Annotated in this window: 21 protein-coding genes; 15 read left to right on the top strand and 6 right to left on the bottom strand. The window is 71.0% G+C overall.

Annotated elements, in window-relative coordinates; all coding sequences use genetic code 11:
- Positions 1-75 precede the first annotated feature (75 nt).
- Complete coding sequence (locus AMYNI_RS0141940) at positions 76-525, top strand: fluoride efflux transporter FluC (protein ID WP_020674139.1); 450 nt, start codon at positions 76-78, stop codon at positions 523-525.
- A complete protein-coding gene (gene crcB / locus AMYNI_RS0141935) occupies positions 522-878 on the top strand; it encodes a fluoride efflux transporter CrcB (protein ID WP_020674138.1) in 357 nt (118 codons plus the stop codon). The genes AMYNI_RS0141940 and crcB overlap by 4 nt, the downstream gene beginning before the upstream one ends.
- 10 nt (positions 879-888) lie before the next feature.
- On the opposite strand, the gene AMYNI_RS0141930 is transcribed toward crcB, so the two are convergent.
- On the bottom strand, positions 889-1,956 hold the full coding sequence (locus AMYNI_RS0141930; protein WP_157357738.1) for a YeiH family protein: 1,068 nt from the start codon (positions 1,954-1,956) through the stop codon (positions 889-891).
- 104 nt (positions 1,957-2,060) lie between these two features.
- Here AMYNI_RS0141930 and AMYNI_RS0141925 point away from each other — a divergent pair, with 104 nt between their 5' ends.
- Positions 2,061-2,828 carry a GntR family transcriptional regulator gene (locus AMYNI_RS0141925; RefSeq protein WP_020674136.1) on the top strand — a complete coding sequence of 256 codons (768 nt, stop codon included), beginning with the start codon at positions 2,061-2,063 and terminating at the stop codon, positions 2,826-2,828.
- A gap of 15 nt (positions 2,829-2,843) precedes the next feature.
- On the opposite strand, the gene AMYNI_RS0141920 is transcribed toward AMYNI_RS0141925, so the two are convergent.
- A complete protein-coding gene (locus AMYNI_RS0141920) occupies positions 2,844-3,584 on the bottom strand; it encodes a CPBP family intramembrane glutamic endopeptidase (RefSeq protein ID WP_020674135.1) in 741 nt (246 codons plus the stop codon).
- Between the two features lie 39 nt (positions 3,585-3,623).
- Positions 3,624-3,920, bottom strand: a complete 297-nt coding sequence (locus tag AMYNI_RS0141915; RefSeq protein ID WP_020674134.1) for a hypothetical protein — start codon at positions 3,918-3,920, stop codon at positions 3,624-3,626.
- A gap of 155 nt (positions 3,921-4,075) precedes the next feature.
- Between AMYNI_RS0141915 and AMYNI_RS46820 the strand changes: the two genes are divergently transcribed.
- From AMYNI_RS46820 to mmsB, 8 genes are all read left to right on the top strand, one after another.
- Entirely contained in the window at positions 4,076-7,030 is a 2,955-nt protein-coding gene (locus AMYNI_RS46820) for an AfsR/SARP family transcriptional regulator (RefSeq protein ID WP_020674133.1), read from the top strand.
- Positions 7,031-7,165: 135 nt separating this feature from the next.
- The gene (locus tag AMYNI_RS0141905; protein WP_020674132.1) at positions 7,166-8,200 is read left to right on the top strand and encodes a LacI family DNA-binding transcriptional regulator; all 1,035 of its coding nucleotides are present in this window, start codon (positions 7,166-7,168) and stop codon (positions 8,198-8,200) included.
- A gap of 79 nt (positions 8,201-8,279) precedes the next feature.
- Positions 8,280-9,956, top strand: coding sequence for a ribulokinase (gene araB / locus AMYNI_RS0141900; protein ID WP_020674131.1), 1,677 nt, complete (start codon positions 8,280-8,282; stop codon positions 9,954-9,956).
- Positions 9,957-10,634: an L-ribulose-5-phosphate 4-epimerase gene (locus AMYNI_RS0141895; protein WP_020674130.1), complete on the top strand. Its 678-nt coding sequence runs from the start codon at positions 9,957-9,959 to the stop codon at positions 10,632-10,634.
- Between the two features lie 22 nt (positions 10,635-10,656).
- The gene (gene araA, locus AMYNI_RS0141890) at positions 10,657-12,162 is read left to right on the top strand and encodes an L-arabinose isomerase (protein WP_020674129.1); all 1,506 of its coding nucleotides are present in this window, start codon (positions 10,657-10,659) and stop codon (positions 12,160-12,162) included.
- 163 nt (positions 12,163-12,325) lie between these two features.
- Positions 12,326-13,447: a multiple monosaccharide ABC transporter substrate-binding protein gene (gene chvE, locus AMYNI_RS0141885; RefSeq protein ID WP_020674128.1), complete on the top strand. Its 1,122-nt coding sequence runs from the start codon at positions 12,326-12,328 to the stop codon at positions 13,445-13,447.
- Positions 13,444-14,973 carry a multiple monosaccharide ABC transporter ATP-binding protein gene (mmsA, locus tag AMYNI_RS0141880; RefSeq protein WP_020674127.1) on the top strand — a complete coding sequence of 510 codons (1,530 nt, stop codon included), beginning with the start codon at positions 13,444-13,446 and terminating at the stop codon, positions 14,971-14,973. Before chvE ends, mmsA begins: the two co-directional genes overlap by 4 nt.
- A gap of 6 nt (positions 14,974-14,979) precedes the next feature.
- Complete coding sequence (gene mmsB / locus AMYNI_RS0141875) at positions 14,980-16,230, top strand: multiple monosaccharide ABC transporter permease (protein ID WP_020674126.1); 1,251 nt, start codon at positions 14,980-14,982, stop codon at positions 16,228-16,230.
- Between the two features lie 5 nt (positions 16,231-16,235).
- Here mmsB and ligD read toward each other — a convergent pair whose 3' ends face one another.
- The gene (gene ligD / locus AMYNI_RS0141870; RefSeq protein ID WP_020674125.1) at positions 16,236-17,162 is read right to left on the bottom strand and encodes a non-homologous end-joining DNA ligase; all 927 of its coding nucleotides are present in this window, start codon (positions 17,160-17,162) and stop codon (positions 16,236-16,238) included.
- A gap of 209 nt (positions 17,163-17,371) precedes the next feature.
- Here ligD and AMYNI_RS0141865 point away from each other — a divergent pair, with 209 nt between their 5' ends.
- The 3 genes from AMYNI_RS0141865 to AMYNI_RS0141855 all read left to right on the top strand — a co-directional run bounded on the left by AMYNI_RS0141865 (position 17,372) and on the right by AMYNI_RS0141855 (position 19,983).
- A complete protein-coding gene (locus AMYNI_RS0141865; RefSeq protein ID WP_020674124.1) occupies positions 17,372-18,283 on the top strand; it encodes a hypothetical protein in 912 nt (303 codons plus the stop codon).
- A 66-nt stretch (positions 18,284-18,349) separates the two neighbouring features.
- A complete protein-coding gene (locus AMYNI_RS0141860; RefSeq protein ID WP_020674123.1) occupies positions 18,350-19,087 on the top strand; it encodes a maleylpyruvate isomerase family mycothiol-dependent enzyme in 738 nt (245 codons plus the stop codon).
- A 62-nt stretch (positions 19,088-19,149) separates the two neighbouring features.
- Positions 19,150-19,983, top strand: coding sequence for an SDR family oxidoreductase (locus AMYNI_RS0141855; RefSeq protein WP_026361589.1), 834 nt, complete (start codon positions 19,150-19,152; stop codon positions 19,981-19,983).
- Between the two features lie 60 nt (positions 19,984-20,043).
- On the opposite strand, the gene groL is transcribed toward AMYNI_RS0141855, so the two are convergent.
- Positions 20,044-21,681, bottom strand: a complete 1,638-nt coding sequence (groL, locus tag AMYNI_RS0141850) for a chaperonin GroEL (RefSeq protein WP_020674121.1) — start codon at positions 21,679-21,681, stop codon at positions 20,044-20,046.
- Positions 21,682-21,870: 189 nt separating this feature from the next.
- Here groL and AMYNI_RS0141845 point away from each other — a divergent pair, with 189 nt between their 5' ends.
- Positions 21,871-22,515 (top strand): TetR/AcrR family transcriptional regulator, encoded by a 645-nt coding sequence (locus AMYNI_RS0141845; protein WP_020674120.1) that lies wholly within the window; start codon positions 21,871-21,873, stop codon positions 22,513-22,515.
- Here the strand turns inward: AMYNI_RS0141845 and AMYNI_RS0141840 are convergent.
- Positions 22,512-23,063: a dihydrofolate reductase family protein gene (locus AMYNI_RS0141840; RefSeq protein ID WP_020674119.1), complete on the bottom strand. Its 552-nt coding sequence runs from the start codon at positions 23,061-23,063 to the stop codon at positions 22,512-22,514. The two genes, AMYNI_RS0141845 and AMYNI_RS0141840, sit on opposite strands and share 4 nt — an antisense overlap.
- Positions 23,064-23,079: the final 16 nt, after the last annotated feature.

Below are 23,079 nucleotides of genomic sequence, written 5' to 3'. Positions count from 1 at the left end.
CGACCCTCCGGGTGAACCGCGAACCCTCGCCAACGGTCCCTGCCAGTGAGACCTTGCTGCTGGTAGGAGGCCGCGATGGATCCCGATATCGACCTCACGGTGCCGGCGCAGCGCCGTGAGCTGCCCGATCATCCGGTCCGCACGCTGGGCGCGATCTCGGCGGGCGGCGTGCTCGGTGCGCTCGCCCGGTACGGCCTCGGCGAGCTGTGGCCGCATCCGGTGGGTACCTGGGCATGGTCGACGCTGGTGGTCAACACCTCCGGCTGCCTGCTGATCGGGGTGCTGATGGTGCTGATCGACCGGAGGTGGCCGGCGCGGCGGCTGCTCCGCCCGTTCTTCGGCGTCGGCGTGCTCGGCGGGTACACCACGTTCTCCACCGCCACCCTCGACGTCGCCCAGCTGGTTGCTGCGCAGCGGCCGGGGCAGGCGCTGCTGTACCTCGCGGGCACGGTGCTCGCCGCGCTGGCCGCGGTCGCCGCCGGTTCGCTGCTCACCACCGCCGCACTGCGGGCGGTGCAACGGTGACCGTGCTGCTGGTCGCGCTGGGCGCGGCGGTCGGTGCACCGGCGAGGTACCTGATCGACCGCGCGGTGCAGGCGCGGCACGAGTCGGGGTTCCCCTGGGGCACGCTCACCGTCAACGTCACCGGGTGCCTGCTGCTCGGCCTGCTGACCGGGCTGCCCGCCTCGCCGGAGGTGGCGGCGCTGGCCGGCACCGGGTTCTGCGGCGCGTTGAGCACCTACTCCACGTTCGGCTACGAGACCCTGCGGCTGTTGAGCTCGCGAGCATGGCTGATGGCCGGGCTGAACGTCGTGCTGAGCCTGACCGCGGGGCTCGGCGCCGCCTACTGCGGGCTGGTCATCGCCGCCGCTCTCTGACGGCCCGGACTCACAGGGTGCCGGTGAGGGCCTGCAGGCCGAGGCTGCTGAGCGTCACGGCCAGCCAGAGCAGCGCGCCGAGCAGCAGCGGGCGGCGACCGGCCTCCCGCATGTCGGACAGCCGCAGGGACAGGCCGATCCCGGCCAGCGCGGTGGTGATCAGGAAGGTGCCGAGCGTCGAGAGCGCCGGGTGCCACGAGCCGGGGATCAGGCCGAGGCTTTCCAGGGTGACCGCGGCGAGGAAGCCGATCAGGAACAGCGGCACGATCTTGCGCCACGGCATGGTCCGCAGGCTGAACCCGGCGCCAGGGTCTTCGCGGCGGGCCTGCCGGTGGGCGGTCAGCACGGCGAGCACGATGACGATCGGGATCAGCATCAGGGTGCGGGTGAGCTTGACGACCAGGCCGTCGGCGCCGGCGTCTCCGCCGTAGGTGTAGGCGGCGGCGACCACCGAGGACGTGTCGTTGATCGCGGTACCGGCCCACAGGCCGAAGGCGTGCGGGTTCATGCCGAGCAGATGTCCGAGCGGCGGGAACAGCAGCACCGCGACGATGTTGAAGGTGAAGATGGTGCCGATCGCGTAGGCGACCTGGGACTGCTTGGCCTTGATCACCGCGGTGGTCGCCGCGATCGCGGACGCGCCGCAGATCCCGGTGCCGACCGCGATCAGGATCTGGGTGTCGCCGCGGACGCCGAGCCAGCGGCCGAGCAGCCAGGCGCCGCCGAGCGCCACGGCGAGGGTGCCGAGCATGACCGGCAGCGAGCCGCCGCCGACGTCGAGCACCTGCTGCAGCGAAAGGCCGGTGCCCAAGACCACAATGGACAGTTGCAGCACCGGCTTGGACGCCACCGCGTAGCCGGGCTTCCACCGGGTGCCGCGCAGCGCCGGAACGGCCGCCGCGGCGGCCGCGCCGAGCAGGATGCCGAACACCGGGCCGCCCACCAGCGGCACCAGCTTGCCCAGCGCGGTGGCCACGCCCGCGACGACCAGCGCCAGCAGGAGACCGGGGCCGATCCGCGCGGCGGACCACGTTCGGCGTTCTTGACGGGGTGCGGACTCGGCTTCTCGGGTGCTCACCGTCACCGCTTACCCCTTTCGTCAAATGTACGAACATTTAAAGTAGCGGATGTACGTACATTTGCCAACAGGTAGGGTCGGCAAGCGGAGGCAGGGAGGGCGACATGGCGACGCGAGCGCTCGACCGGGTCGGGTCCGAACCGCTCTGGCGGCAACTGCAGCGGGAGCTGCTGAACAGGCTGGACGCGGGGGAGTTCAGCGAGCAGTTCCCCGGCGAGATGGCGCTGGCCGAGGAATACGGGGTCAGCAGGCACACGGTCCGCCAGGCGCTGCGGCAGCTCCGCGCGGACGGCATGATCGTCGCCGAACGAGGCCGTCAGCCGCGGGTCGCCCCGCAGCCGGAGATCCAGCAGCCGCTGGGTGCGCTCTACAGCCTTTTCGCGTCCGTCGAAGCCGCCGGCCTTCCGCAGCACAGCATCGTGCGCACCTTCGACACCAGGGCCGACGCGCTGGTCGCCGAGCGCCTCGGGCTCGAGGCCTCCACCCCGCTGGTCTACCTCGAGCGGCTCCGCCTCGCCGGCGACGAACCGCTCGCCCTGGACCGGGTGTGGCTTCCCGCGTCACTCGCGTCGCCGATACTGGGCGCGGATCTCGGGCACACCAGCCTCTACGCCGAACTGGCCGCCAGGACCGGTATCCGGCTCGACCGCGGCCACGAGGACGTGCACGCGGTGATCCCCACCGCGGCCGAACGCAACCAGCTGAACTGCGCGCACGACGTGGCGGCGTTCTCGATCAACAGGCTCAGCCACGCGCACGACCGGCCGGTGGAATGGCGCCACACCCTGGTCCGCGGCGACCGCTACGCGCTCACCGCCGAGTTCTCCGCCAGCACCGGCTACCGCCTGGTGCAGTCCCCGCCCGCCGACTGATCCCCGCGGGCGGGTTCAGGAGGGCAGGTACAGCCAGGCGACGAGCAGGCCGCCGGAGTTGGTAGCCAGGTGCACCAGCACCGGCGCGAGCACGCTCCGGCCGGTGTGCCGCAACCAGTGCAGGGTCACCCCGACGCCGGCTGCGGCCAGCATCGCCAGCACGGACAGCACGGCCACCGGCAGCCCGCCGAAAGTCGTCTGCACCATCGAGTTCTGGGTCAGCGCCAGTGACGGCAGCACGTGCCAGAGGCCGAACAGCCCGGCGGCGCCGAGCACCGGGCCCCAGCGCCAGCGTTCGTCCGCGCCGAGCAGCGCGGGCAGCACACCGCGGAACGCGATCTCCTCGATCAGCACGGTGCCGAGCGGAATCCGGACGAGGGTCAGCCACAGCAGCTGCCCCGCACCCGGCGAGCCGATCCGCTCGTCGCGGAACACCGCGTTCAGGGACGGGACCGCGGCCGCGATCCCGAACGCGACGCCGACCACCGCGACCCCGGCCATGCCGGCCAGCGCGCCCCGCTTGAGCTGCCGTCGGTCGAGTCCGATCGCGGCCGGGCGCAGGCCGGCCCACCTGGCCAGCCCGATCAGCGCGGCCGACGTGACCACCCCGCACACCGGATACGCCCAGCCGGGCAGTACCCGGTTGGTCAGCGTGGTGGCCGTCGCGAGCAGAACCAGCGCGGTGGCGAGGGCGGGGCCCCGGCGACGCGGGCGCTGCGGCGTCGCCGGTCGTGCGGGGGCGATCGTGGTCGACATCTTCCGCCAGTATGCCTCCGCTACCGGGCGCCGCGCGGCTCAGGGGCGGCGCGGGTGCGCGGCGGCAGGCGAGCGGGGCGCGTCGAGCTGGTGCTCCGCGGCGGCCAGGCGCAAGGCGACGGCGAGCCGGTCGAGGGACTCGTTCATCTCGTTGAGCATCGCGACCCCGCGCTCGGTGATCTCGCGATAGGCGTCCTTCAGCGGGCCGCCGGGGAACGGGAACATGTTGTCACCGTTGAGAAACCGCTTCGCCTGGGCGTTCTGGTCCGACAAGGTCCGCTCGTAGGCGGCCAGCCAGTAGGCGATGTCATGGACCGCGTCCGGCCGCACGGCCATCCTCGTCCTCCCCCGGCTCCAGAACCGCGGCGGGCAGTCGCGGCCTGGCGGAGTTTCGCAGCCGTCGCTAACCGGGCGCTAAACGCCGCACGACACCGGGGAAGGGGGTCGGCTAGCCTGGTCGTTCAGTACCAGCCTTCGACGAGGTCCGGTGAATGTCAGCCGAACTGTACTTTCGCGTGCTCGGTCCGGTTCGGGTGGAACTCGCGGGTGCGCCGGTACCGATCGGCAGCCCGCAACGACTGGCCGTGCTGAGCCTGTTGCTGCTCAACGCCAACCAGGCCGTCTCGATGGACCGGCTGACCGACGCGCTGTGGCGGCATTCCCCGCCGATGTCGCACCGGGTGCAGCTGCAGGGCGTGGTGTCCCATCTGCGCCGGACGCTCGGCGCGTCCGGTGAGCGGGCGCAGGCCCCGATCCTGACCGAGCCCTCCGGCTACCGGCTGCGGCTGGCCGGCGGCCAGACCGACGTCGAAAGGTTTCACCGCGACGTCGCCGCGGCCAGGGACCGGCTCGCCACCGGCGATCTGGTGGCGGCCGCGGACCTGCTGCACACCGCGCTGGCGCACTGGTCCGGTCCCGCCTTCGACGGGGTGGACTGCCCGGTGGTGCGGGACGAGGCGGCCAGGCTGGACGAGGCCAGGCTCGACGCGCTGGAGGACCGGGTGGAAACCGATCTCGCGCTCGGCCGGCACCGGGATGTGATCGGTGAGCTTTCCGCGCTGGTCACCGAACATCCGGTGCGGGAACGGTTCCGCGGCCAGCTCATGATCGCCTACACCGGGGAGGGCCGGATCGCCGACGCGCTGGCCGTGTTCCGCGAGACCAGGGAACGCATGCTCGACGAGCTGGGGGTCGAACCGTCGATCCAGCTCCAGCAGCTCTACCGCGCGATCCTCACCGGCCCGACCTCGCCGCACCAGGCCGACTCGGTGGCCACGCACGCCTACCTGGTGCCCCGGCAGCTTCCGCCCGACGTGCCCGGCCTGGTCGGCAGGGACGAGACACTGGCCGCCGCGCACGCCCTGCTCGGCAAGGGACACAACCGGCTCGCCCTCACCGGGCCGGGCGGTGTCGGGAAGACGGCACTCGCCCTGCGCCTGGCGCATCAGCTGCGGACCGAGTATCCGGACGGCCAGCTGTACGCGCGGCTCGGCGGCGCCGGGCGCTCCCCGGCCGGGCCGGAGTCGGTGCTCGCGCGGTTCCTGCAGGCGCTCGGTGTGCCGTCCGGCGGGGTGCCGGCCGACCACGACGAACGGGCCGCGCTGTACCGGGAACTGCTGGCCACGCGGCGGGTGCTGGTGGTGCTCGACGACGTGGCCGACGAGGCACAGCTCCGCCCGCTGCTGCCCGCGGAGGCGCGCTGCGCGGTACTGGCCACCAGCCGGCGCCGGCTGCAGGGCATCGACTCGGTTTCCGCGCTCCCGCTGGGCATTCTCTCCGCCGCGTCCGGGCTGAAGCTGCTCGGCGCGCTGGCCGGCGCGGAACGCGTCGACGCCGAACCCGGTGCCGCGGCGGAGATCGTCGGTCACTGCGGCGGGCTGCCACTGGCGCTCAAGATCGCCGGCACCCGGCTCGCCGCCCGTCCCAACTGGTCGGTGGGGGATCTGGCGCGGCGGCTCGGCACCAGCCGGGGTCGGCTCGACTGGCTCGATGTCGGCGACCTCGGGCTGCGGGCGAGCCTCACCGAGAGCTACGCGGTGCTCGGCGGGCGGCAGCGGCGCCTGCTTCGACGGCTCGGCCTGCTCCGGATCACCGAGTTCCCCGGCTGGCTCGCCGGCGCGCTGGTGGACGGCGACCCCGATGCCGCCGAACGGGCGCTGGACTCGCTCGTCGACGTGCACCTCGTCGAGCCGGCCGGGCGCGGGGTGACCGGGCCCCGCTACCGCGTGCACGACCTGGTGCACCTACTGGCCGGCGAACTGGCGCAGCAGGAACCGGTGGCGGCAAGGCGGGCGGCGGTCCGCCGGGTGCTGGACGGCTGGCTCGATCTGGCCGCGACCGCGGACGGCGAACTCCCGCACTGGTACGGCCTCGACCCGGAACCCGAGCCGGGCTGGCGGGCACCGGAGGAACTGCGCGCCGCGGTGCGCGCCGACCCGTACGGCTGGCTGGACGACGAGGCGAGCACGCTGGCCACCCTGGTCCGGCAGGCGGCCGCGGAGGGACAGCCGGCCTGGCCGCTGGCTCAGCGGATGACGACCTACCTGGACGTGCGCGGGCGTTATGACGACTGGGCCGAGGTGCTGGCCGACGGCCTCCGCACCGCCGAGCAGGCCGGTGACCGGCGGGGTGTCGCCTGCATGCTCGGCCTGCTCACCGATGTGGAAGCGACCAGGGACCGGGTTGGCGAAAGCATGCGGTACGCCGAACGGACGGTCGCCGCCTACCTGGCCCTCGTCGAGGACGGCGCGGCGTTCCCCGCCGCGACCGAGAAGGCGATCCAGCCGTCCTCCCAGCCCGAACTGGTGGCCTCCGAGCGGGCGCTGGACCGTGCCCGCCATGCCGAAGATCCGTTGGCCGTCGGGCAGGCCGCGTTCACCTTGGCCATCGGGTACCGCCGCGCCGGCGTGCACGGCGACTACCTGCCGCTGTTCGAGGAGGCCATGGCGGCTTTCCAGGCGAGCGGCGCGCGCCTTTCGCAGCTGTGGACGTTGAAGAACCTCGGCCTTGCCCATCTCAAGCACGGCCGGTTCGAGCAGGCCACGCAGTGCCTGTTGCAGGCCGGCGAGATCATGTTCGGGCTCGGCGGGGGAGTCGAGCTCGCGGACACCACCGCGGACATCGCGATGACCTACGCCGCCGGCGGCAGGTTCGCCGAAGCCGAGGAGCTCACCGGCGAGATCCTCACGCGGGCCCGGCTGCTGGGGCACCGCTGGGACGAGGCGAGGGCGCTGGACACGCTCGGCGACCTCCGCCTCGCCCGCGACGACCGACCGGGGGCCATCGACGCGCACCTTGAGGCGTTGGCCATCTGGCGGCGGCTTTCTGCGCCCAACCGGGTCGGCAGGGCGATCGGCGTGCTGACCGAACTCTGCGACGGGGCCGGTGACTCCGGTACCGCGGCGCTGCTCAGGGCGGAGCTGGCCGCACTGTCCTTTTCGGACTGAGGTGCTCCCGCTCTGTCGTGTGATGGGACCGTTATCGCGCGGCGGGTTGACCCACGCTGTGTTATCGCTAACACTAGCCTCCACTCGGCACCGGCAGAGGTGCGGATCGCGGCGAAGCGGGCGGGAGGTGCTCTGGTGACAGGTGACGCCCCGCGCGGGGATCAGGTCCCGGCCGTGCAGCGCCACGCCAGCCTGGCCGATGTCGCCGGGGTGGCCGGCGTTTCGCATATGACGGTCTCCAGGGTGGTCAACGGGACCGGGCCGGTGCGGGCCCAGACGCGGGCCAGGGTGCTGGCCGCGATCGAGGAACTGGACTACCGGCCCAACTCGGCAGCTCGCACACTGGTCACCGGCCGTTCCGGCACGCTCGGCGTGGTGGCGCTGGACTCCACCCTGTACGGCCCGGCGAGCACGCTCTACGGAATCGAGAACGCGGCCCGCGAGGCCGGCTACGCGATCGCCATCTCCAGCGTCAACCGGCCGCAGCGTTCGTCCATTTCGGACGCGGTGGAGATACTGTGCCGCCAGGCGGTGGAGGGCATCGTGGTGATCGCCCCGCACGCGGCGGCGGCACGGGCGCTGGAGTACGCACCGCGGGACGTGCCGCTGGTGGCCGTCGGCGGTGGCGACAAGGCGGCCGTTCCGGTGATCTCGGTGGACCAGTACGACGGGGCCCGCCGGGCGACCGAGCACCTGCTCGCGCTCGGGCACCGCACGGTGTGGCACGTGGCAGGGCCGGCGGACTGGCTGGAGGCGATCGACCGGGAGCGGGCCTGGCGGGAGACCCTGGAGCGCCACGGCGCCGAGGTGCCGCCGGTGGCCCGTGGCGACTGGAGCTCGCGTTCGGGCTACCAGGCGGGACGTTCGCTGGTCGGCTCGCCCGGCCTGGACGCGGTGTTCGTGGCGAACGACCAGATGGCGCTCGGCCTGCTTCGCGCGTTCCGCGAAGCCGGGCTCACGGTGCCGGGGGACGTGCGGGTCGCCGGGTTCGACGACGTGCCGGAGGCGGCCTATTTCAGCCCGCCGCTGACGACCGTGCGCCAGGACTTCACGGAGGTGGGCAGGCGCACGTTCGGCCTGCTGGCCGAACGGATGCGGGGCGGCGCCGAGCGGGCGAGACACCTGGTCACCCCCGAGCTGATCGTCCGGGAGAGTACCGGCCCGAGGTAGGCGAGTAGCGAGCACCATCGCGAAGTTGTTGTACGGGAACAAATGTTAGCGCTAACAGGACGCCAAGGAGGTGTCGGCAGTGACCGAGGACCCGCTGGTCGTGGGGATCGACTTCGGCACGCTGTCCGGCCGCGCGATCGTGGTGCGCGCCGCCGACGGCGCTGAGTTGGGCGGCGCGGCTTTCGAGTACCCGCACGGGGTGGCCGACCGGATCCTGCCCGGCACCGGCTCGGCACTGCCACCGGACTGGGCGCTGCAGGTGCCGTCGGACTACCTCGGGGTGCTGCGCCATGCCGTGCCCGAGGCGCTCGCGGCGGCCGGCGCCGACCCGTCGGCAGTGGTCGGCATCGGTACCGACTTCACCGCCTGCACGATGGTGCCGACCACCTCGGACGGCACCCCGTTGTGCGAGCTGCCCGAGTTCGCCGGGAACCCGCACGCCTACGTCAAGCTGTGGCGCCACCATGCCGCGCAGCCGCAGGCCGACCGGATCAACGTGCTGGCCAGTGAGCGCGGGGAGAAATGGCTTCCGCGCTACGGCGGCCTGATCTCCGCCGAATGGGAGTTCGCGAAGGCGCTGGAAGTCCTCGAAGACGCGCCCGAGGTGTACGCGGCCATGCGGCACTGGGTGGAGCTGGCCGACTGGATCGTCTGGCGGCTCACCGGGAACTACGTCCGCAACGCCTGCACGGCCGGCTACAAGGGGATCTACCAGGACGGCGGCTATCCCGACGCCGGCTTCCTGCGCGCGCTCAACCCGGCCTTCGGCGGGTTCGTCACCGACAAGCTCGCCCACCCGCTCGGCCGGCTCGGTGCCCGCGCCGGCGTCCTTTCCGCGGAGGCGGCCGGGTGGACCGGCCTGCCCGAAGGCATCGCGGTCGCGGTGGGCAATGTGGACGCGCACGTCACCGCGCCGGCCGCGGGTGCCGTGCGGCCCGGCCGGATGGTCGCGATCATGGGCACCTCCACCTGCCACGTGCTCAACGGTGCCGAACTGCGCGAGGTGCCCGGCATGTGCGGGGTGGTGGACGGCGGGATCGTGCCCGGCCTCTGGGGTTACGAGGCGGGGCAGAGCGGGGTCGGCGACATCTTCGGCTGGTTCGTGCGGAGCGCGGTCCCGCCGGAGTACCACGAAAGCGCCCGTGAGCGCGGCCTTTCGGTGCACGAATACCTGACCTTGCTCGCGTCCCGGCAGGAGGTCGGCGAGCACGGCCTGCTCGCGCTCGACTGGCACAGCGGCAACCGGTCGGTGCTCGTCGACCACGAGCTGTCCGGGCTGGTGCTCGGTCAGACGCTGGCCACCCGCGCCGAGGACGGCTACCGCGCGCTGCTGGAGGCCACCGCGTTCGGCACCAGGAAGATCGTCGAAGCCTTCACCGGCGCCGGGGTGCCGGTCACCGAGTTCGTGGTCGCCGGTGGGCTGGCGAAGAACCCGCTGCTGATGCAGATCTACGCCGACGTGCTGGGCATGCCGCTGTCGGTGATCGGGTCCGAGCAGGGGCCCGCGCTCGGCTCCGCGATGCACGCGGCGGTGGCCGCCGGGGTGTACCGCGACATCGGTGCCGCGGCCGCCGCGATGGGTTCGGTCCGGACCGGGGTGCACCGGCCGGTGGCGCGCAATGTCGAAGCCTACGAACAGCTCTACGCCGACTACTCCACCCTCCACGACCACTTCGGGCGCGGGGCGAACGACGTGATGCACAGGTTGGCTGGGCGCCGGCGAGAGCTCGCGTCCGTCCGGAAAGGACAGAACTAGATGTCGGTGACCGAGGCGGTGACCGAGACCGTCACCGAGCTGCGGCGCACGGTCGCCGAACTGCACGGCGAGCTCACCCGCAACGAGCTGGTGAGCTGGACCGCCGGCAACATCTCGGCCAGGGTGCCCGGCCAGGAGCTGATGGTGATCAAGCCGTCCGGGGTGTCCTACGACGAGCTGTCCGCGGAGACCATGGTGGTCACCGATCTCGGCGGGGTAGTCGTGCACGGCGAGCACGCGCCGTCTTCGGACACGGCGGCGCACGCTTACGTCTACCGGCACCTGCCGGAGGTCGGCGGTGTGGTGCACACGCATTCGACCTACGCCACCGCCTGGGCCGCGCGCGGCGAGCCGATTCCCTGCGTGCTGACCATGATCGCGGACGAGTTCGGCGGCGACATCCCGGTCGGGCCGTTCGCGCTGATCGGCGACGACTCGATCGGCCACGGCATCGTGGCGACCCTGCGGTCCAGCCGCTCACCCGCGGTGTTGATGCGCAACCACGGCCCGTTCACCGTCGGCGCCGACGCGCGGGCGGCGGTGAAGGCGGCCGTGCTGCTGGAGGACGTCGCGCGCACCGTGCACATCGCCCGCCAGCTCGGCACCCCGCATCCCTTGGGGCAGCAGGAGGTCGACCTGCTCTACGACCGCTACCAGAACGTCTACGGCCAGCACTGACCCGTCCGGCCCCAGGAGGACCATGTTTTCGGCAGCACAACCTCAGCTCTGGTTCCTCACCGGCAGCCAGTCGCTGTACGGGCAGGAGACGCTCGCCCAGGTGGCGGACCAGTCCCGGCAGATCCAGCGGATGCTCGCCGGTTCCGGGCGGCTCTCCGCCGAGATCGTCGCCAAACCGGTGCTGACCGAGCCCGCCGCGATCCGCGGGGTGATGCTCGACGCCAACGCCGACCCGCGCTGTGTCGGGGTCATCGCGTGGATGCACACCTTCTCCCCGGCGAAGATGTGGATCACCGGTCTGGACGTGCTGCGCAAACCGTTGCTGCACCTGCACACCCAGCTCAACGAGTCGCTGCCGTGGCAGTCCATCGACATGGACTTCATGAACCTCAACCAGGCCGCGCACGGGGACCGCGAGTTCGGCCACATCCAGACCAGGCTCGGCGTGCCCCGCAAGACCGTCGCCGGGCACGCGGCGGATCCGTCCGTGGTGGCCAGGATCGACGACTGGGCCCGTGCCGCCACCGGCAAGGCACACCTTGGTTCGCTGCGCCTGGCCCGGTTCGGGGACAACATGCGCGACGTCGCGGTCACCGAGGGGGACAAGGTCGAGGCCGAGCTGAAGTTCGGCGTCTCGGTGAACACCTACGGGGTGAACGATCTGGTCGCGCTGGTGGACGCCGCGGCGGACAAGGAAATCGACGCACTGGTCGCCGAGTACGCGGACCGCTACCTGCTGGCGCCGGAACTGGCCGGCGGCGGTGCGCGGCACGAGTCGTTGCGCTACGCCGCGCGGATCGAACTCGGGCTCCGGCGGTTCCTCACCGACGGCGGGTTCGGCGCCTTCACCACGAACTTCGAGGACCTCGGCGGGCTGCGCCAGCTGCCAGGACTCGCCGTGCAGCGGCTGATGGCGGACGGCTACGGGTTCGGCGGCGAGGGGGACTGGAAGACCTCCGCACTGCTCGCCGCGACGAAGGCGATGGGGCGGGGGACCGGCCGCGGCACCTCGTTCATGGAGGACTACACCTACCACTTCGGTCCCGGTGAGCCCAAGATCCTCGGCGCGCACATGCTGGAGGTCTGCCCGAGCATCGCCTCGGCACGGCCGTCGTGCGAGATCCACCCGCTGGGCATCGGCGGCCGGGAGGACCCGGTCCGGCTGGTCTTCGACACCACACCGGGCGCCGGGGTGGTGCTCGGCCTTGCCGACCTCGGTGACCGGTTCCGGTTCGTGGCCAACGAGATCGAGGTGGTTCCGCCGGACGAGCCGCTGCCCGGCCTGCCGGTGGCCAGGTCGGTGTGGAAGCCGGCGCCGTCGCTCGGGGCGTCCGCGGAAGCCTGGATCACCGCCGGCGCGCCGCACCACACGGTGCTCAGCCAGGCCGTCGGCACCGAGACCATTCGGGACTTCGCCCGGATGCTCGACGTCGAGCTGCTGGTCATCGACGCCGCCACCACCGCGGACGCGTTCGCCGACCGGATGCGCTGGAACCAGGCGTACTACCGGCTGGCACAGGGTTTCTGACCGTCCTTTTCAGACAAGGAGGCTTGTTCATGAGTCGGTGGACGGGGGCCGCCCTGAGCTTGCGAAGGGGGGCTCGTGGCCGCCGACTGCGGGTGAGTGCGGGATCTGCGTGCGGGCATGGCATGAACAACCCGACTTTTAAATCAGACAAGGAGTGTGAACAATGAGGTTCAGCAGACTGGCCGCGGCGGCCGGGATAGTCGCGCTGGGCGCGGCGATGACCGCGTGCGGTTCGAGCACCAAGACCAGTGAGCAGGCCGCCGAGCCGGGGGACAACGCGGGCGGCATGGTCGGGGTCACCATGCCGACGAAGTCCTCCGAACGGTGGATCCACGACGGCAACAACATCAAGGCGGCGCTGGAGCAACTCGGCTACCAGGTCGACCTGCAGTACGCCGAGAACGACATCCCCACCCAGGTGAACCAGATCGAGAACCAGATCACCAAGGGCGCCAAGCTGTTGGTGGTCGCCTCCATCGACGGCACCGCGCTCACCACCCAGCTGCAGGAGGCGGCGGACCGCAAGATCCCGGTGATCGCCTACGACCGGCTCATCCGCAACAGCCCGAACGTCGGTTACTACGCCACCTTCGACAACTTCAAGGTCGGTGTGCAGCAGGCGACCTCGCTGCTGACCGGGCTGGGGCTGAAGAAGGCGGACGGCACCGACGGTGACGCGCAGGGGCCGTTCAACATCGAGCTGTTCGCCGGTTCTCCCGACGACAACAACGCCCCCTACGTCTTCAACGGCGCGATGTCCGTGCTCAAGCCGTACCTGGACAGCGGCAAGCTGGTGGTCCGGAGCGGCCAGCTGGACTTCGGCACGGTTGCGATCCTGCGCTGGGACCCGGCGACCGCGCAGCGGCGGATGGAGGACCTGCTCACCAAGACCTACGGCGGCGCGAAGGTCCAGGGTGTCCTTTCGCCCTACGACGGCCTGTCGATCGGCATCCTGTCGGCGTTGAAGAGCAACGGCTACGGGGTCGCCGAGCCGTACCCGGTGGTCACCGGGCAGGACGCGGAGGTCGCCTCGGTGAAGTCCATCATCGCCGGCGAGCAGTACTCCACCGTGCACAAGGACACCCGGCAGCTCGCGGCCGTCACGGTCAAGATGGCCGACGCGGCGCTGCGCGGCGCGCAGCCGGAGGTCAACAACACCACGGACTACGACAACGGCGAGAAGGTCGTGCCGTCCTACCTGCTCCAGCCGGTCATCGTGGGCAAGGACAACTACCAGAAAGAACTGCTGGACACCGGCTACTACACCCCGGAGCAGCTGAAGTGACCGATGCCATCCTGCGCATGCGGGGGATCACCAAGACCTTCCCCGGGGTCAGGGCCCTGCAGGACGTCAACCTTTCGGTGCGGCGCGGCGAGATCCACGCCATCTGCGGGGAGAACGGCGCGGGCAAGTCGACCCTGATGAAGGTGCTGTCCGGGGTCCACCCGCACGGCAGCTACGACGGGGAGATCTTCGTCGACGGCGAGGCGTGCGAGTTCGGCACGATCCGGGACAGCGAGCGACGCGGCATCGTGATCATCCACCAGGAGCTGGCGCTGTGCGAGCAGCTGTCCATCGCGGAGAACATCTTCCTCGGCAACGAGCGGGCCGCCCGCGGGCTGGTGGACTGGGACCGCACCAACCACGAGGCGGCCGGGCTGCTCCGCCGGGTCGGCCTGGACGCGAACCCGGTCACGCAGGTGCTCGAGCTCGGCGTCGGCAAGCAGCAGCTCGTCGAGATCGCCAAGGCACTGTCCAAAGAGGTCAGTCTGCTGATACTGGACGAGCCGACCGCCGCGCTCAACGACGAGGACTCGGCGCACCTGCTCGACCTGCTGCGCGGCCTGCGCGACGACGGGGTCACCTCGGTGATCATCTCGCACAAGCTGAACGAGGTGGCCGCGGTCGCGGACTCGCTCACCATCCTGCGCGACGGCCGGACCATCGAGACGCTGGACCTGACGGTGGGCGGGGTGACCGAGGACCGCATCATCTCCGGCATGGTCGGCAGGGACCTGGAGCACCGGTTCCCGCCGCACGAGCCGAAGATCGGCGAAGAGGTGCTGCGGATCGAGGACTGGACCGTGCACAGCCCCACCCGGCACGGGCGGGTGGTGGTGGACGGCGCGCACCTCAGCCTGCGGCGCGGTGAGATCGTCGGTCTCGCCGGGCTGATGGGCGCCGGCCGGACCGAGCTGGCGATGAGCGTGTTCGGCCGGTCCTACGGCAAGGACATCTCCGGCCGGATCTTCAAGGACGGCAAGGAGATCCGGGCGCGGACGGTGGGCGAGGCGATCGGGCACGGGATCGCGTACGCCACCGAGGACCGCAAGCGCTACGGGCTCAACCTGATCGAGGACATCAAGCGCAACGTTTCCGCGGCCGGCCTGCGCAAGCTGGCCCGCCGGGGCTGGGTGCACGAGCACGAGGAGTACCGCGTCGCCGACGGGTTCCGGCAGCGGATGAACATCAAGGCGCCCAGCGTGTCCAGCGTGACCGGCAAGCTCAGCGGCGGGAACCAGCAGAAGGTCGTGCTGTCGAAGTGGATCTTCACCAATCCGGACGTGCTGATCCTGGACGAGCCAACCCGCGGCATCGACGTGGGCGCGAAGTACGAGATCTACTCGATCATCAACCGGCTGGCGGACGAGGGCAAGGCGGTGCTCGTCATCTCCTCGGAGCTGCCCGAGCTGCTCGGCCTGTGCGACCGCATCTACGCCCTTTCCGGCGGCCGGATCACCGGTGAGCTCGATCGCGCGGAGGCCACCCAGGAACGGCTCATGCACTGCATGACGAAGGAACAGGAGTAACGCACCATGTCCACCGCACCCACGGACACCGGCGCGCCGGCCACCTCGCCCGCGGCGGGGGAGGCGACCGAGCCGGCTCGGCGGCTGTCCTTCAACCCGAGGCAGAGCGGGATCTACGTCGCGTTCGCCCTGATCGTCGTGCTGTTCGAGGTGCTCACCGGCGGCGCGCTGCTGGAACCGCAGAACATCTCGAACATCATCGTGCAGAACTCCTACGTGCTGATCCTCGCGATCGGCATGATCCTGGTGATCATCGCCGGGCACATCGACCTGTCCGTCGGCTCGGTGGTGGCGATGACCGGGGCCGTCTCCGCGGTGCTGACGGTGGACTTCGGCCTGCCGTGGCCGCTGGCGTTGCTGATCACGCTGGCGGTGGGCGCGGCCATCGGGGCCTGGCAGGGCTACTGGGTGGCGTACTTCGGCATCCCGGCGTTCATCGTGACGCTGGCCGGCATGCTCGCCTTCCGCGCGCTGACCCTGACCGTGCTGGGAAACCAGGGCATCGGCCCGTTCCCGGACGCGATCCGGACCCTGTCGAACGGGTTCGTCGAAGGCTATCTCGGCAACATCGGCCTCGGCCCGCTCGGCGGCGCCGACCTGCTCACCCTGCTGGTCGGCTGCGCGGCGGTGGCCTGGCTGGCCGGCAGCCAGTGGCGCAAGCGCTCGGCACGGCTGAGCTACCACCAGGTGGTCGACCCGATGCCGGTGTTCCTGCTCAAGATCGGCGGCGCCGGGGTGATCGTGCTGGCCGTGGTCGTGCAGCTGGCGCGGTTCCGGAACCTGCCCTGGGTGCTGGTCCTGCTCACCGCGCTGGTGCTCGCCTACTCGCTGGTGACCACGCGGGCGGTCTTCGGCAGGCACATCTACGCGGTTGGCGGGAACCTCCAGGCGGCGACGCTGTCCGGGGTCAAGGTCAAGTCGGTGACGTTCTGGATCTTCGTCAACATGGGCGTGCTCTCCGCGCTCGCCGGGATCATCTTCGCCGGGCGGCTCAACCAGGCCGGGCCGACCGCGGGCACCAACTTCGAGCTGGACGCCATCGCGGCCGCGTTCATCGGGGGAGCGGCGGTGCAGGGCGGCGTGGGCAAGGTCGTCGGCGCGATCACCGGCGGGCTGATCATGGCGGTGATCAACAACGGGATGTCGCTGATCGGGGCACTGAGCGAGCAGGTGATGCTGGTCAAGGGCCTGGTGCTGCTGGCGGCCGTGGCCTACGACATCTGGACCAAGCGGCGGGCAGGGCTGGCCGCTCGCTAGCTGGCTCAGTCGAGGCCGTCGCGGTCCGCCCACTCCAGCAGGGTGTCCAAGGAGTACACCGCGTCGTCGATGCCTTCGTGCAGGTCGCCCAGTTCGGCGAAGCGGGCCGGCACGGTGGCGATGGTGCACTCGCGGGGTTCGACGTCGTCGACCTCGGCCCAGGTGATCGGGGTGGAAACGGTCGCCTCCGGCACCCCGCGCACCGAGTAGGCGCTGGCGATGGTGTGGTCCCTGGCGTTCTGGTTGTAGTCGACGAACAGCGTCGTCGGGTCCCGGTCCTTGCGCCACCAGGTGGTCGTGATGTCCTTCGGTGCGCGGCGCTCGACCTCCCTGGCGAAGGCCAGCGCGGCGCGGCGGACCTCGGCGAAGCCCCACCGCGGCTCGATCCGGACGTAGACGTGCAGGCCGTCGCCGCCGGAGGTCTTCGGCCAGCCGACCGCGCCCAGCTCGTCGAGCACTTCGTGCACGAGGTGGGCGGCCCGGCGCACCTTGTCGAACCCGCATTCGGGCATCGGGTCCAGGTCGATCCGCCACTCGTCCGGGCGTTCGGTGTCGGAGCGCCGGGAGTTCCACGGATGGAACTCCACGGTGGACATCTGCACCGCCCATGCGACCGCGGCCGGCTCGGTGACGCACAGCTCGTCGGCGCTGCGACCGGACGGGAAGTCCACCCGGACGGTTTCCAGCCAGGGCGGCGCCCCGCCCGGCACGCGCTTCTGGTGCACCTTCTCGCCGCTCACCCCGGTGGGGAAGCGGTGCATCATGCACGGCCGCTCGCGCAGCGCGCGCACGATGCCGTCGCCGACCGACAGGTAGTACCGGACGAGGTCGAGTTTGGTCTCGCCGCGGGCCGGGAAGTAGACCCGGTCCGGACTGGACACGCGCACCGTGCGCTCGCCGACCTCGAGCTCCACCGCGGAATCTTTGGCCATAGGAAGAAAGTAGCCCGGAAAGTGCTCAGTCGCGAACGTAGAACTCGCCCCACGCCAACGCGGGACTCGCGGTGCGCGAACGTGGGACTCGCGGGTGCGCGCGGCCCGCCTTGGCGAGTCCCACGTTCGGCCTGGGCGAGTCGAACGTTGGTGCACGGCGAGTTCGCCATTCGGGACCCCTCCCTGACGGGCGGACTTAGCCTCCCGGCATGACCGAACTGCAGCGCTCGGCGCACCTTGACGATGACGAGGAGCCAGGCCCGGTCCGCTCCGCGTTCGGGTTGTGGGTCGCCGCCGCCACACTGACCGTGCTGATCGCCCTGCTGAGCCTCACGGTGGCCGGGGACAACGGCCGGTCCGCCGACGTGGGTGGCTCGGTGCCCGGCCTTGTCCTCATGCTGGCCGGGATCGGATGGACGATCTTTCAGTTCGGCAGGGGCAGGCCGGCGGCCAGGCTGCTGCTCACCGGCCTCGCGGTGTACTTCGTGTGGGCGCTGGTCGTCGACCTGACCATCCTGTCCGGCGAGGTCACGACCTCGGCCGTGGTCCCGATCGCTGCGCTGCTGGAGGTGGCGCGCGCGATCTGCGTGGTGGTGGCCGGAGTCGCGGCCTACACGCGGTCCGCCCGTGCGTATTTCGCCGGGTACGACGTGGACGCGCCGCGGGCCGGAGCGGCGGGCCTGCCCGGCTGGGTGTGGGCCGCCGGGATCGCCGCGGTCGCCGGCCAGTTGGCGGTCGGGTTCGTGCACAACCTGCCCAGCGACGGCCGTGGCTGGGAGGATTGGGTCACCGGCGGGGATACGGTCACCGCGTTGCAGACCAGCTTGGTGCTGTGCCTGGTTCCGGCCTGGGCCGCGCTGGTGCGCTGGTTCCGGTTCGGCAGGCAGTGGGCGAGGGTCACGCTGACCGTGCTCGGTTCGCTGTGCGCGGTGGTCGAGGTGTTCGTGATCCTCGACGCGCTCGACCCGGACAACTCCGACGACCTGGCCGTCACCTACGCGGTGCTCGGCGGCGTGCAACTGGCCGCGCTGGTGCTCGGGGTGGCGTTGTCCTATCTGCCAGCGGTCAACGCGCACTTCCGCGTCGCACGGGACACCCGTCGGCCAGATCGTCCGCTCTGACAAGGACTTTGATCGCTCTCAGCGCAAAACCGGGTGCGGCGGCCGCGCCGCTGGCACAGTCGAAGCGTGCGGATCGCCGAGTTCGTCGAAACGGTAGGACAGGAGGGACGGCTGTTCGCGGCCGCCGCCGAACGGGCAGACGCGGCCGCCCCGGTCGCCACCTGCCCGGGGTGGCTGATGCGGGACCTCGTCATACATCTGGGCTCGGTGCACCGCTGGGCCACCGCGTTCGTGGCCGAGGGCGGGCAACAGCCGGTGGGACTGCCCGAAGCACCGGAACTGAGCGATGACGCGCTCGTGCCCTGGTTCCGGGAGGGGCACGGCCGCCTGGTCGAAACGCTGAGTTCGGCGCCGCCGGACCTGGCCTGCTGGACGTTCCTGCCCGCTTCCTCGCCGGTGGCGTTCTGGACGCGCCGGCAGGCGCACGAGACCGCGGTGCACCGGGTGGACGCGGAGATCGCGCGCGGTGGCCAGCTTTCCTCGTTGCGGCCCGCCTTCGCGGCCGACGGTATCGACGAACTGCTCGCCGGCTTCTACCCGGGCGCGGCCAGCGTGCTCCGCGTCGAATCCCCGAAAACCTTGCGCTTTCGTGCCACTGACGTGCCGGAGGCGACCTGGACTCTGCACCTTTCCGACGGCCAGCCCCGCGCCGAACGCACCGAGGCGGGCGCGGCCGACTGCGTCTACGAAGGCACTGCGGCCGACCTGTATCTCGTGCTTTGGAACCGCCTTCCGCTGGACGCGGTGACGATCACCGGTGACATCGCCGTGGCCCACCTGCTGCGCGACCTGACCAGCAGCTGACCCGATCAGCTCGCCAGGCCGGCACGGCGAAACGGGCCCGCAGGTCTGTTCTACTGGAGCGCATGCCTGCTGATGTCTCGGACGCGTTGGCGCGCGATCCGCTGCCGCTACGAGGCAAGTCCGTCGTGGTGACCGGCGTGAGTCGCCGGGCCGGGATCGGTTTCGCCGCAGCGTGCCGGCTGGCCGCCTATGGGGCGAGCGTGTTCTGCCACCACTTCGTACCGCACGATCGGGAGCAGGAGTGGGGAGGTGACGACCTCTCGGCCGTGCTCGACGGCGTCCGCGATCACCTCGTCGGTGACGCGCGCGTCGCGGATCTCCATGCCGACCTCACCGAACCCGGTGCGCCCGAGCAGGTCGTCGAGGCAGCGGTCGCCGAGTTCGGGCAGGTGGGTGCGCTGGTGTGCAACCAGGCGCTCACCGGCTCCGACGGTGCCATCGGGGAACTGACAGCCACCGAACTGGATCGGCACTGGGCCGTCGATGCCCGAGCCTCGATCCTGCTGGCACAGGCGTTCGCCGCCTGCCACGAAGACGGCATGCTCGGATCGATCGTGTTCCTGACCTCGGGCCAAGGCAAGGGACCGATGCCCGGCGAAGTCGCCTACGCCGCCGCGAAGGCAGCCATCGCCGGCGTCACCGTCACGATCGCCGATCAGCTCGCCGACCGCGGTATCCGGGTCAACACCGTCAACCCCGGTCCCGTCGACACCGGCTACCTCACCGACGACATGTGGCGGACCGTCGCGCCCATGTTCCCGTTCGGTCGCTACGGCGTCCCGGATGATCCCGCACGGCTGATCGCCTGGCTCGTCACCGACGAGGCGTCCTGGATCACCGGTCAGCTCATCGACACCGAAGGCGGGTTCGGTCGCTGGCGCGCCCGCGGGACATGATCTTCGCCAGCGCGGGAGGACGCCTTCGGTGCCGAGGTCGCACCGAAGGCGTCGGCCGGCTCAGAAATCCATGCCGCCCATGCCGCCCATGCCGCCGGCCGGGTCGCCGGACGGAGCAGGGTTGCGCTCCGGCTTGTCGGCGACGACGGCCTCGGTGGTGAGGAACAGGGCGGCGATGGAGGCCGCGTTCTGCAGGGCCGACCGGGTGACCTTGGCCGGGTCGATGATCCCGGCCTCGATCAGGTCGGTGTACTGCCCGGTCGCGGCATCGAGGCCGTGGCCGTCCGGCAGGCCGGCGACCTTCTCCGCGACGACGCCGCCTTCGAGCCCGGCGTTGACGGCGATCTGCTTGAGCGGCGCCTCCACCGCGACCCTGACGATGTTCGCGCCGGTGGCCTCGTCGCCGGCAAGGCCGAGGCCGTCGAACAGGCCGGCGCCGGCCTGGATCAGCGCCACGCCACCGCCGGCGACGATGCCATCCTCGACGGCGGCCTTGGCGTTGCGGACGGCGTCTTCGATGCGGTGCTTGCGTTCCTTGAGCTCGACCTCGGTGGCCGCCCCTGCCTTGATCACCGCGACGCCACCGGACAGTTTCGCCAGGCGCTCCTGGAGTTTCTCGCGGTCGTAGTCGGAGTCGCTGCGGCCGATCTCGGTGCGGATCTGGGCGACCCGGCCGGCGATCTCCCCGGCGTCACCGCCACCGTCCACAATGGTCGTCTCGTCCTTGGTCACCACGACCTTGCGGGCACTGCCCAGCATCGGCAGGTCCGCGTTCTCCAGCTTCAGGCCCACCTTCTCGGACACGACCTCCCCACCGGTGAGCACGGCCATGTCCGCGAGCATCGCCTCGCGGCGGTCGCCGAAGCCGGGCGCCTTCACCGCGACGGACTTGAAGGTGCCCTTGAGCTTGTTGACGATCAGGGTGGCCAGCGCCTCGCCTTCGACGTCCTCCGCGACGATCACCAGCGGCCTTGCCGCCTGCATGACCTTTTCCAGCACCGGCAGCAGATCCTTGATCGTGGCGATCTTCGACGAGACGAACAGCAGGTACGGATCGTCGAAAACGGTCTCCATCCGTTCGCTGTCGGTGACGAAATGCGGTGCCAGATAGCCCTTGTCGAACCGCATGCCTTCGGTCAGCTCGAGCTCCAGGCCGAAGGTCTGGCTCTCCTCGACCGTGATCACGCCCTCCTTGCCGACCTTGTCCATCGCCTCGGCGATCAGGTCGCCGATCGCCGGGTCGGCGGCGGAGATCGAGGCGGTGGCGGCGATCTGCTCCTTGGTCTCGACCTCCTTGGCGGTCTTGAGCAGTCGCTGCGAGACGGCCTCGACGGCCTTTTCGATCCCGCGCTTGAGCGCCATCGGGTTCGCCCCGGCGGCGACGTTGCGCAGCCCTTCGCGGACCAGTGCCTGTGCCAGCACGGTGGCCGTGGTGGTGCCGTCGCCGGCGACATCGTCGGTCTTCTTGGCCACCTCCTTGACGAGCTCGGCCCCGATCCGTTCCCACGGGTCCTCCAGCTCGATCTCCTTGGCGATGGAGACGCCGTCGTTGGTGATGGTCGGCGCGCCCCACTTCTTCTCCAGGACGACGTTGCGGCCGCGCGGGCCGAGGGTCACCTTGACCGCGTCGGCGAGGGTGTTCATGCCGCGCTCGAGCCCGCGACGGGCCTCCTCGTCGAAAGTGATCATCTTCGCCATTGCCTGTGGTCCTCTCCTCGCGTGCGGAAGGTGATCGGCGCCGGCGCCCGCAACGGCCGGACCGGAGGTCCACACCGGCGCCGATCACCCGAGTTGGCACTCTCATACCGCGAGTGCCAAACCAGAGCATACACAAAAGTGCGTGCACGCAAATATGCGTACGCGCAACTAGGCCGGTAGGCTGGCGCCATGAACGAGAAAGACAGCGGTGGGCTGCGCGAACGCAAGAAGGTCGCCACCCGCGAGGCTCTCAGCGCGGCGGCGTTGCGCCTCGCGATGGAGCGCGGTCCGGAGAACGTGCGGGTGGACGACATCGCCGAGGCCGCGGGCGTCTCGCCGCGGACCTACAACAACTACTTCTCCAGCCGGGAACAGGCGATCGTGGCCGCGGTCGCCGCGGAGCGGGCGCTGCGGATCTCCGCCGCACTGCGCGCCAGGCCCGAGGACGAACCGCTCGCCGAAGCCGTGGTCGAGGCGGTGATCGCGCAGTACACCGGGGATGACGAACCGGGCGGCGATGCGCTCATGCTGATCACCTCCGCGCCGGGGCTGCGGACCGAGTTCGTGCGGACGGTCGCCTCGATCGAGCAGCCGCTCGCGTCCGCGATCTCCGCTCGCATTGGCGGTGAAGGCGGTGAAGGCGGAAACGACCTCGCGGCCAAGGTGCTCGCGGCCGCGGTGTCCGCCGCCGCCCGCGTCGCGCTCGCGCACTGGCTGCGCCCCGGCGAGTCCGGTTCGGACCTGCTCGTCGTCCCCCGCGGCTCGCTGGCCGACGTCCTGCGCGAAGCGCTCGCGCACGTGGCGCCCGCCCTGCGCGCCGCCGATCCCCGCTAGCCCCGTCCGGCCACCCGCAGCCAGAGGTTCGCCGCCCCCGGCGCTTCGGTCACGCCAAGGCTTTCCAGCTTGACGTTGGTCCCGCCGGGAAGATCGAGCAGCCGGACGCCGTCGCCGAGCAGGACGGGCGTGACGCACACCAGGACCTCGTCGAGCAAGTCCGCCTGAAGGCACTGCCGGGCGACGTCGGCGCCGATGATGTTGACGTACTTGTCGCCCGCGGCGGCCTTGGCGGCGGCGACCCCGCTGCCGAGGTCGCCGACGAAGGTGACATCCGGCACCGGGGTCGCCGGAATGTGGTGGGTGAGCACGAACTGCGGCCCCTCCCAGCCGCCGCCGAACGCCTTGCCCTCCGACTCCGGGTCGCCCTGGTGCGGGTCGTCGCCGCGGAAGCTGCGGTTGCCGACCAGGATGGCGCCGATCTTCTCCACGAACCCGTCCATCGTCGGATTGGGCCCGAGATGCTCGCTCAGCCAGGACATGTCACCGCCAGGGCCGGCGATGAACCCGTCCAAGGACATGCTGGCCGCGTACAGCAGCTTCGCCATGATCTACCTCCGTCGA

This window comes from Amycolatopsis nigrescens CSC17Ta-90 (assembly GCF_000384315.1).
Taxonomy (GTDB): domain Bacteria; phylum Actinomycetota; class Actinomycetes; order Mycobacteriales; family Pseudonocardiaceae; genus Amycolatopsis; species Amycolatopsis nigrescens.
Note: the sequence above shows the minus strand (reverse complement) of the source record. Positions and strands in the feature narration are given on the sequence as shown.

Excerpts from the sequence above, each read along its gene's own strand:
- AMYNI_RS0141940 (WP_020674139.1), top strand. The coding sequence starts at position 76 with ATGGATCCCGATATCGACCTCACGGTGCCGGCGCAGCGCCGTGAGCTG.
- AMYNI_RS0141925 (WP_020674136.1), top strand. The coding sequence starts at position 2,061 with ATGGCGACGCGAGCGCTCGACCGGGTCGGGTCCGAACCGCTCTGGCGG.
- AMYNI_RS0141920 (WP_020674135.1), bottom strand. The coding sequence starts at position 3,584 with ATGTCGACCACGATCGCCCCCGCACGACCGGCGACGCCGCAGCGCCCG.
- AMYNI_RS0141915 (WP_020674134.1), bottom strand. The coding sequence starts at position 3,920 with ATGGCCGTGCGGCCGGACGCGGTCCATGACATCGCCTACTGGCTGGCC.
- AMYNI_RS46820 (WP_020674133.1), top strand. The coding sequence starts at position 4,076 with ATGTCAGCCGAACTGTACTTTCGCGTGCTCGGTCCGGTTCGGGTGGAA.
- AMYNI_RS0141895 (WP_020674130.1), top strand. The coding sequence starts at position 9,957 with ATGTCGGTGACCGAGGCGGTGACCGAGACCGTCACCGAGCTGCGGCGC.
- araA (WP_020674129.1), top strand. The coding sequence starts at position 10,657 with ATGTTTTCGGCAGCACAACCTCAGCTCTGGTTCCTCACCGGCAGCCAG.
- chvE (WP_020674128.1), top strand. The coding sequence starts at position 12,326 with ATGAGGTTCAGCAGACTGGCCGCGGCGGCCGGGATAGTCGCGCTGGGC.
- mmsB (WP_020674126.1), top strand. The coding sequence starts at position 14,980 with ATGTCCACCGCACCCACGGACACCGGCGCGCCGGCCACCTCGCCCGCG.
- ligD (WP_020674125.1), bottom strand. The coding sequence starts at position 17,162 with ATGGCCAAAGATTCCGCGGTGGAGCTCGAGGTCGGCGAGCGCACGGTG.
- AMYNI_RS0141865 (WP_020674124.1), top strand. The coding sequence starts at position 17,372 with ATGACCGAACTGCAGCGCTCGGCGCACCTTGACGATGACGAGGAGCCA.
- AMYNI_RS0141855 (WP_026361589.1), top strand. The coding sequence starts at position 19,150 with ATGCCTGCTGATGTCTCGGACGCGTTGGCGCGCGATCCGCTGCCGCTA.
- groL (WP_020674121.1), bottom strand. The coding sequence starts at position 21,681 with ATGGCGAAGATGATCACTTTCGACGAGGAGGCCCGTCGCGGGCTCGAG.
- AMYNI_RS0141845 (WP_020674120.1), top strand. The coding sequence starts at position 21,871 with ATGAACGAGAAAGACAGCGGTGGGCTGCGCGAACGCAAGAAGGTCGCC.
- AMYNI_RS0141840 (WP_020674119.1), bottom strand. The coding sequence starts at position 23,063 with ATGGCGAAGCTGCTGTACGCGGCCAGCATGTCCTTGGACGGGTTCATC.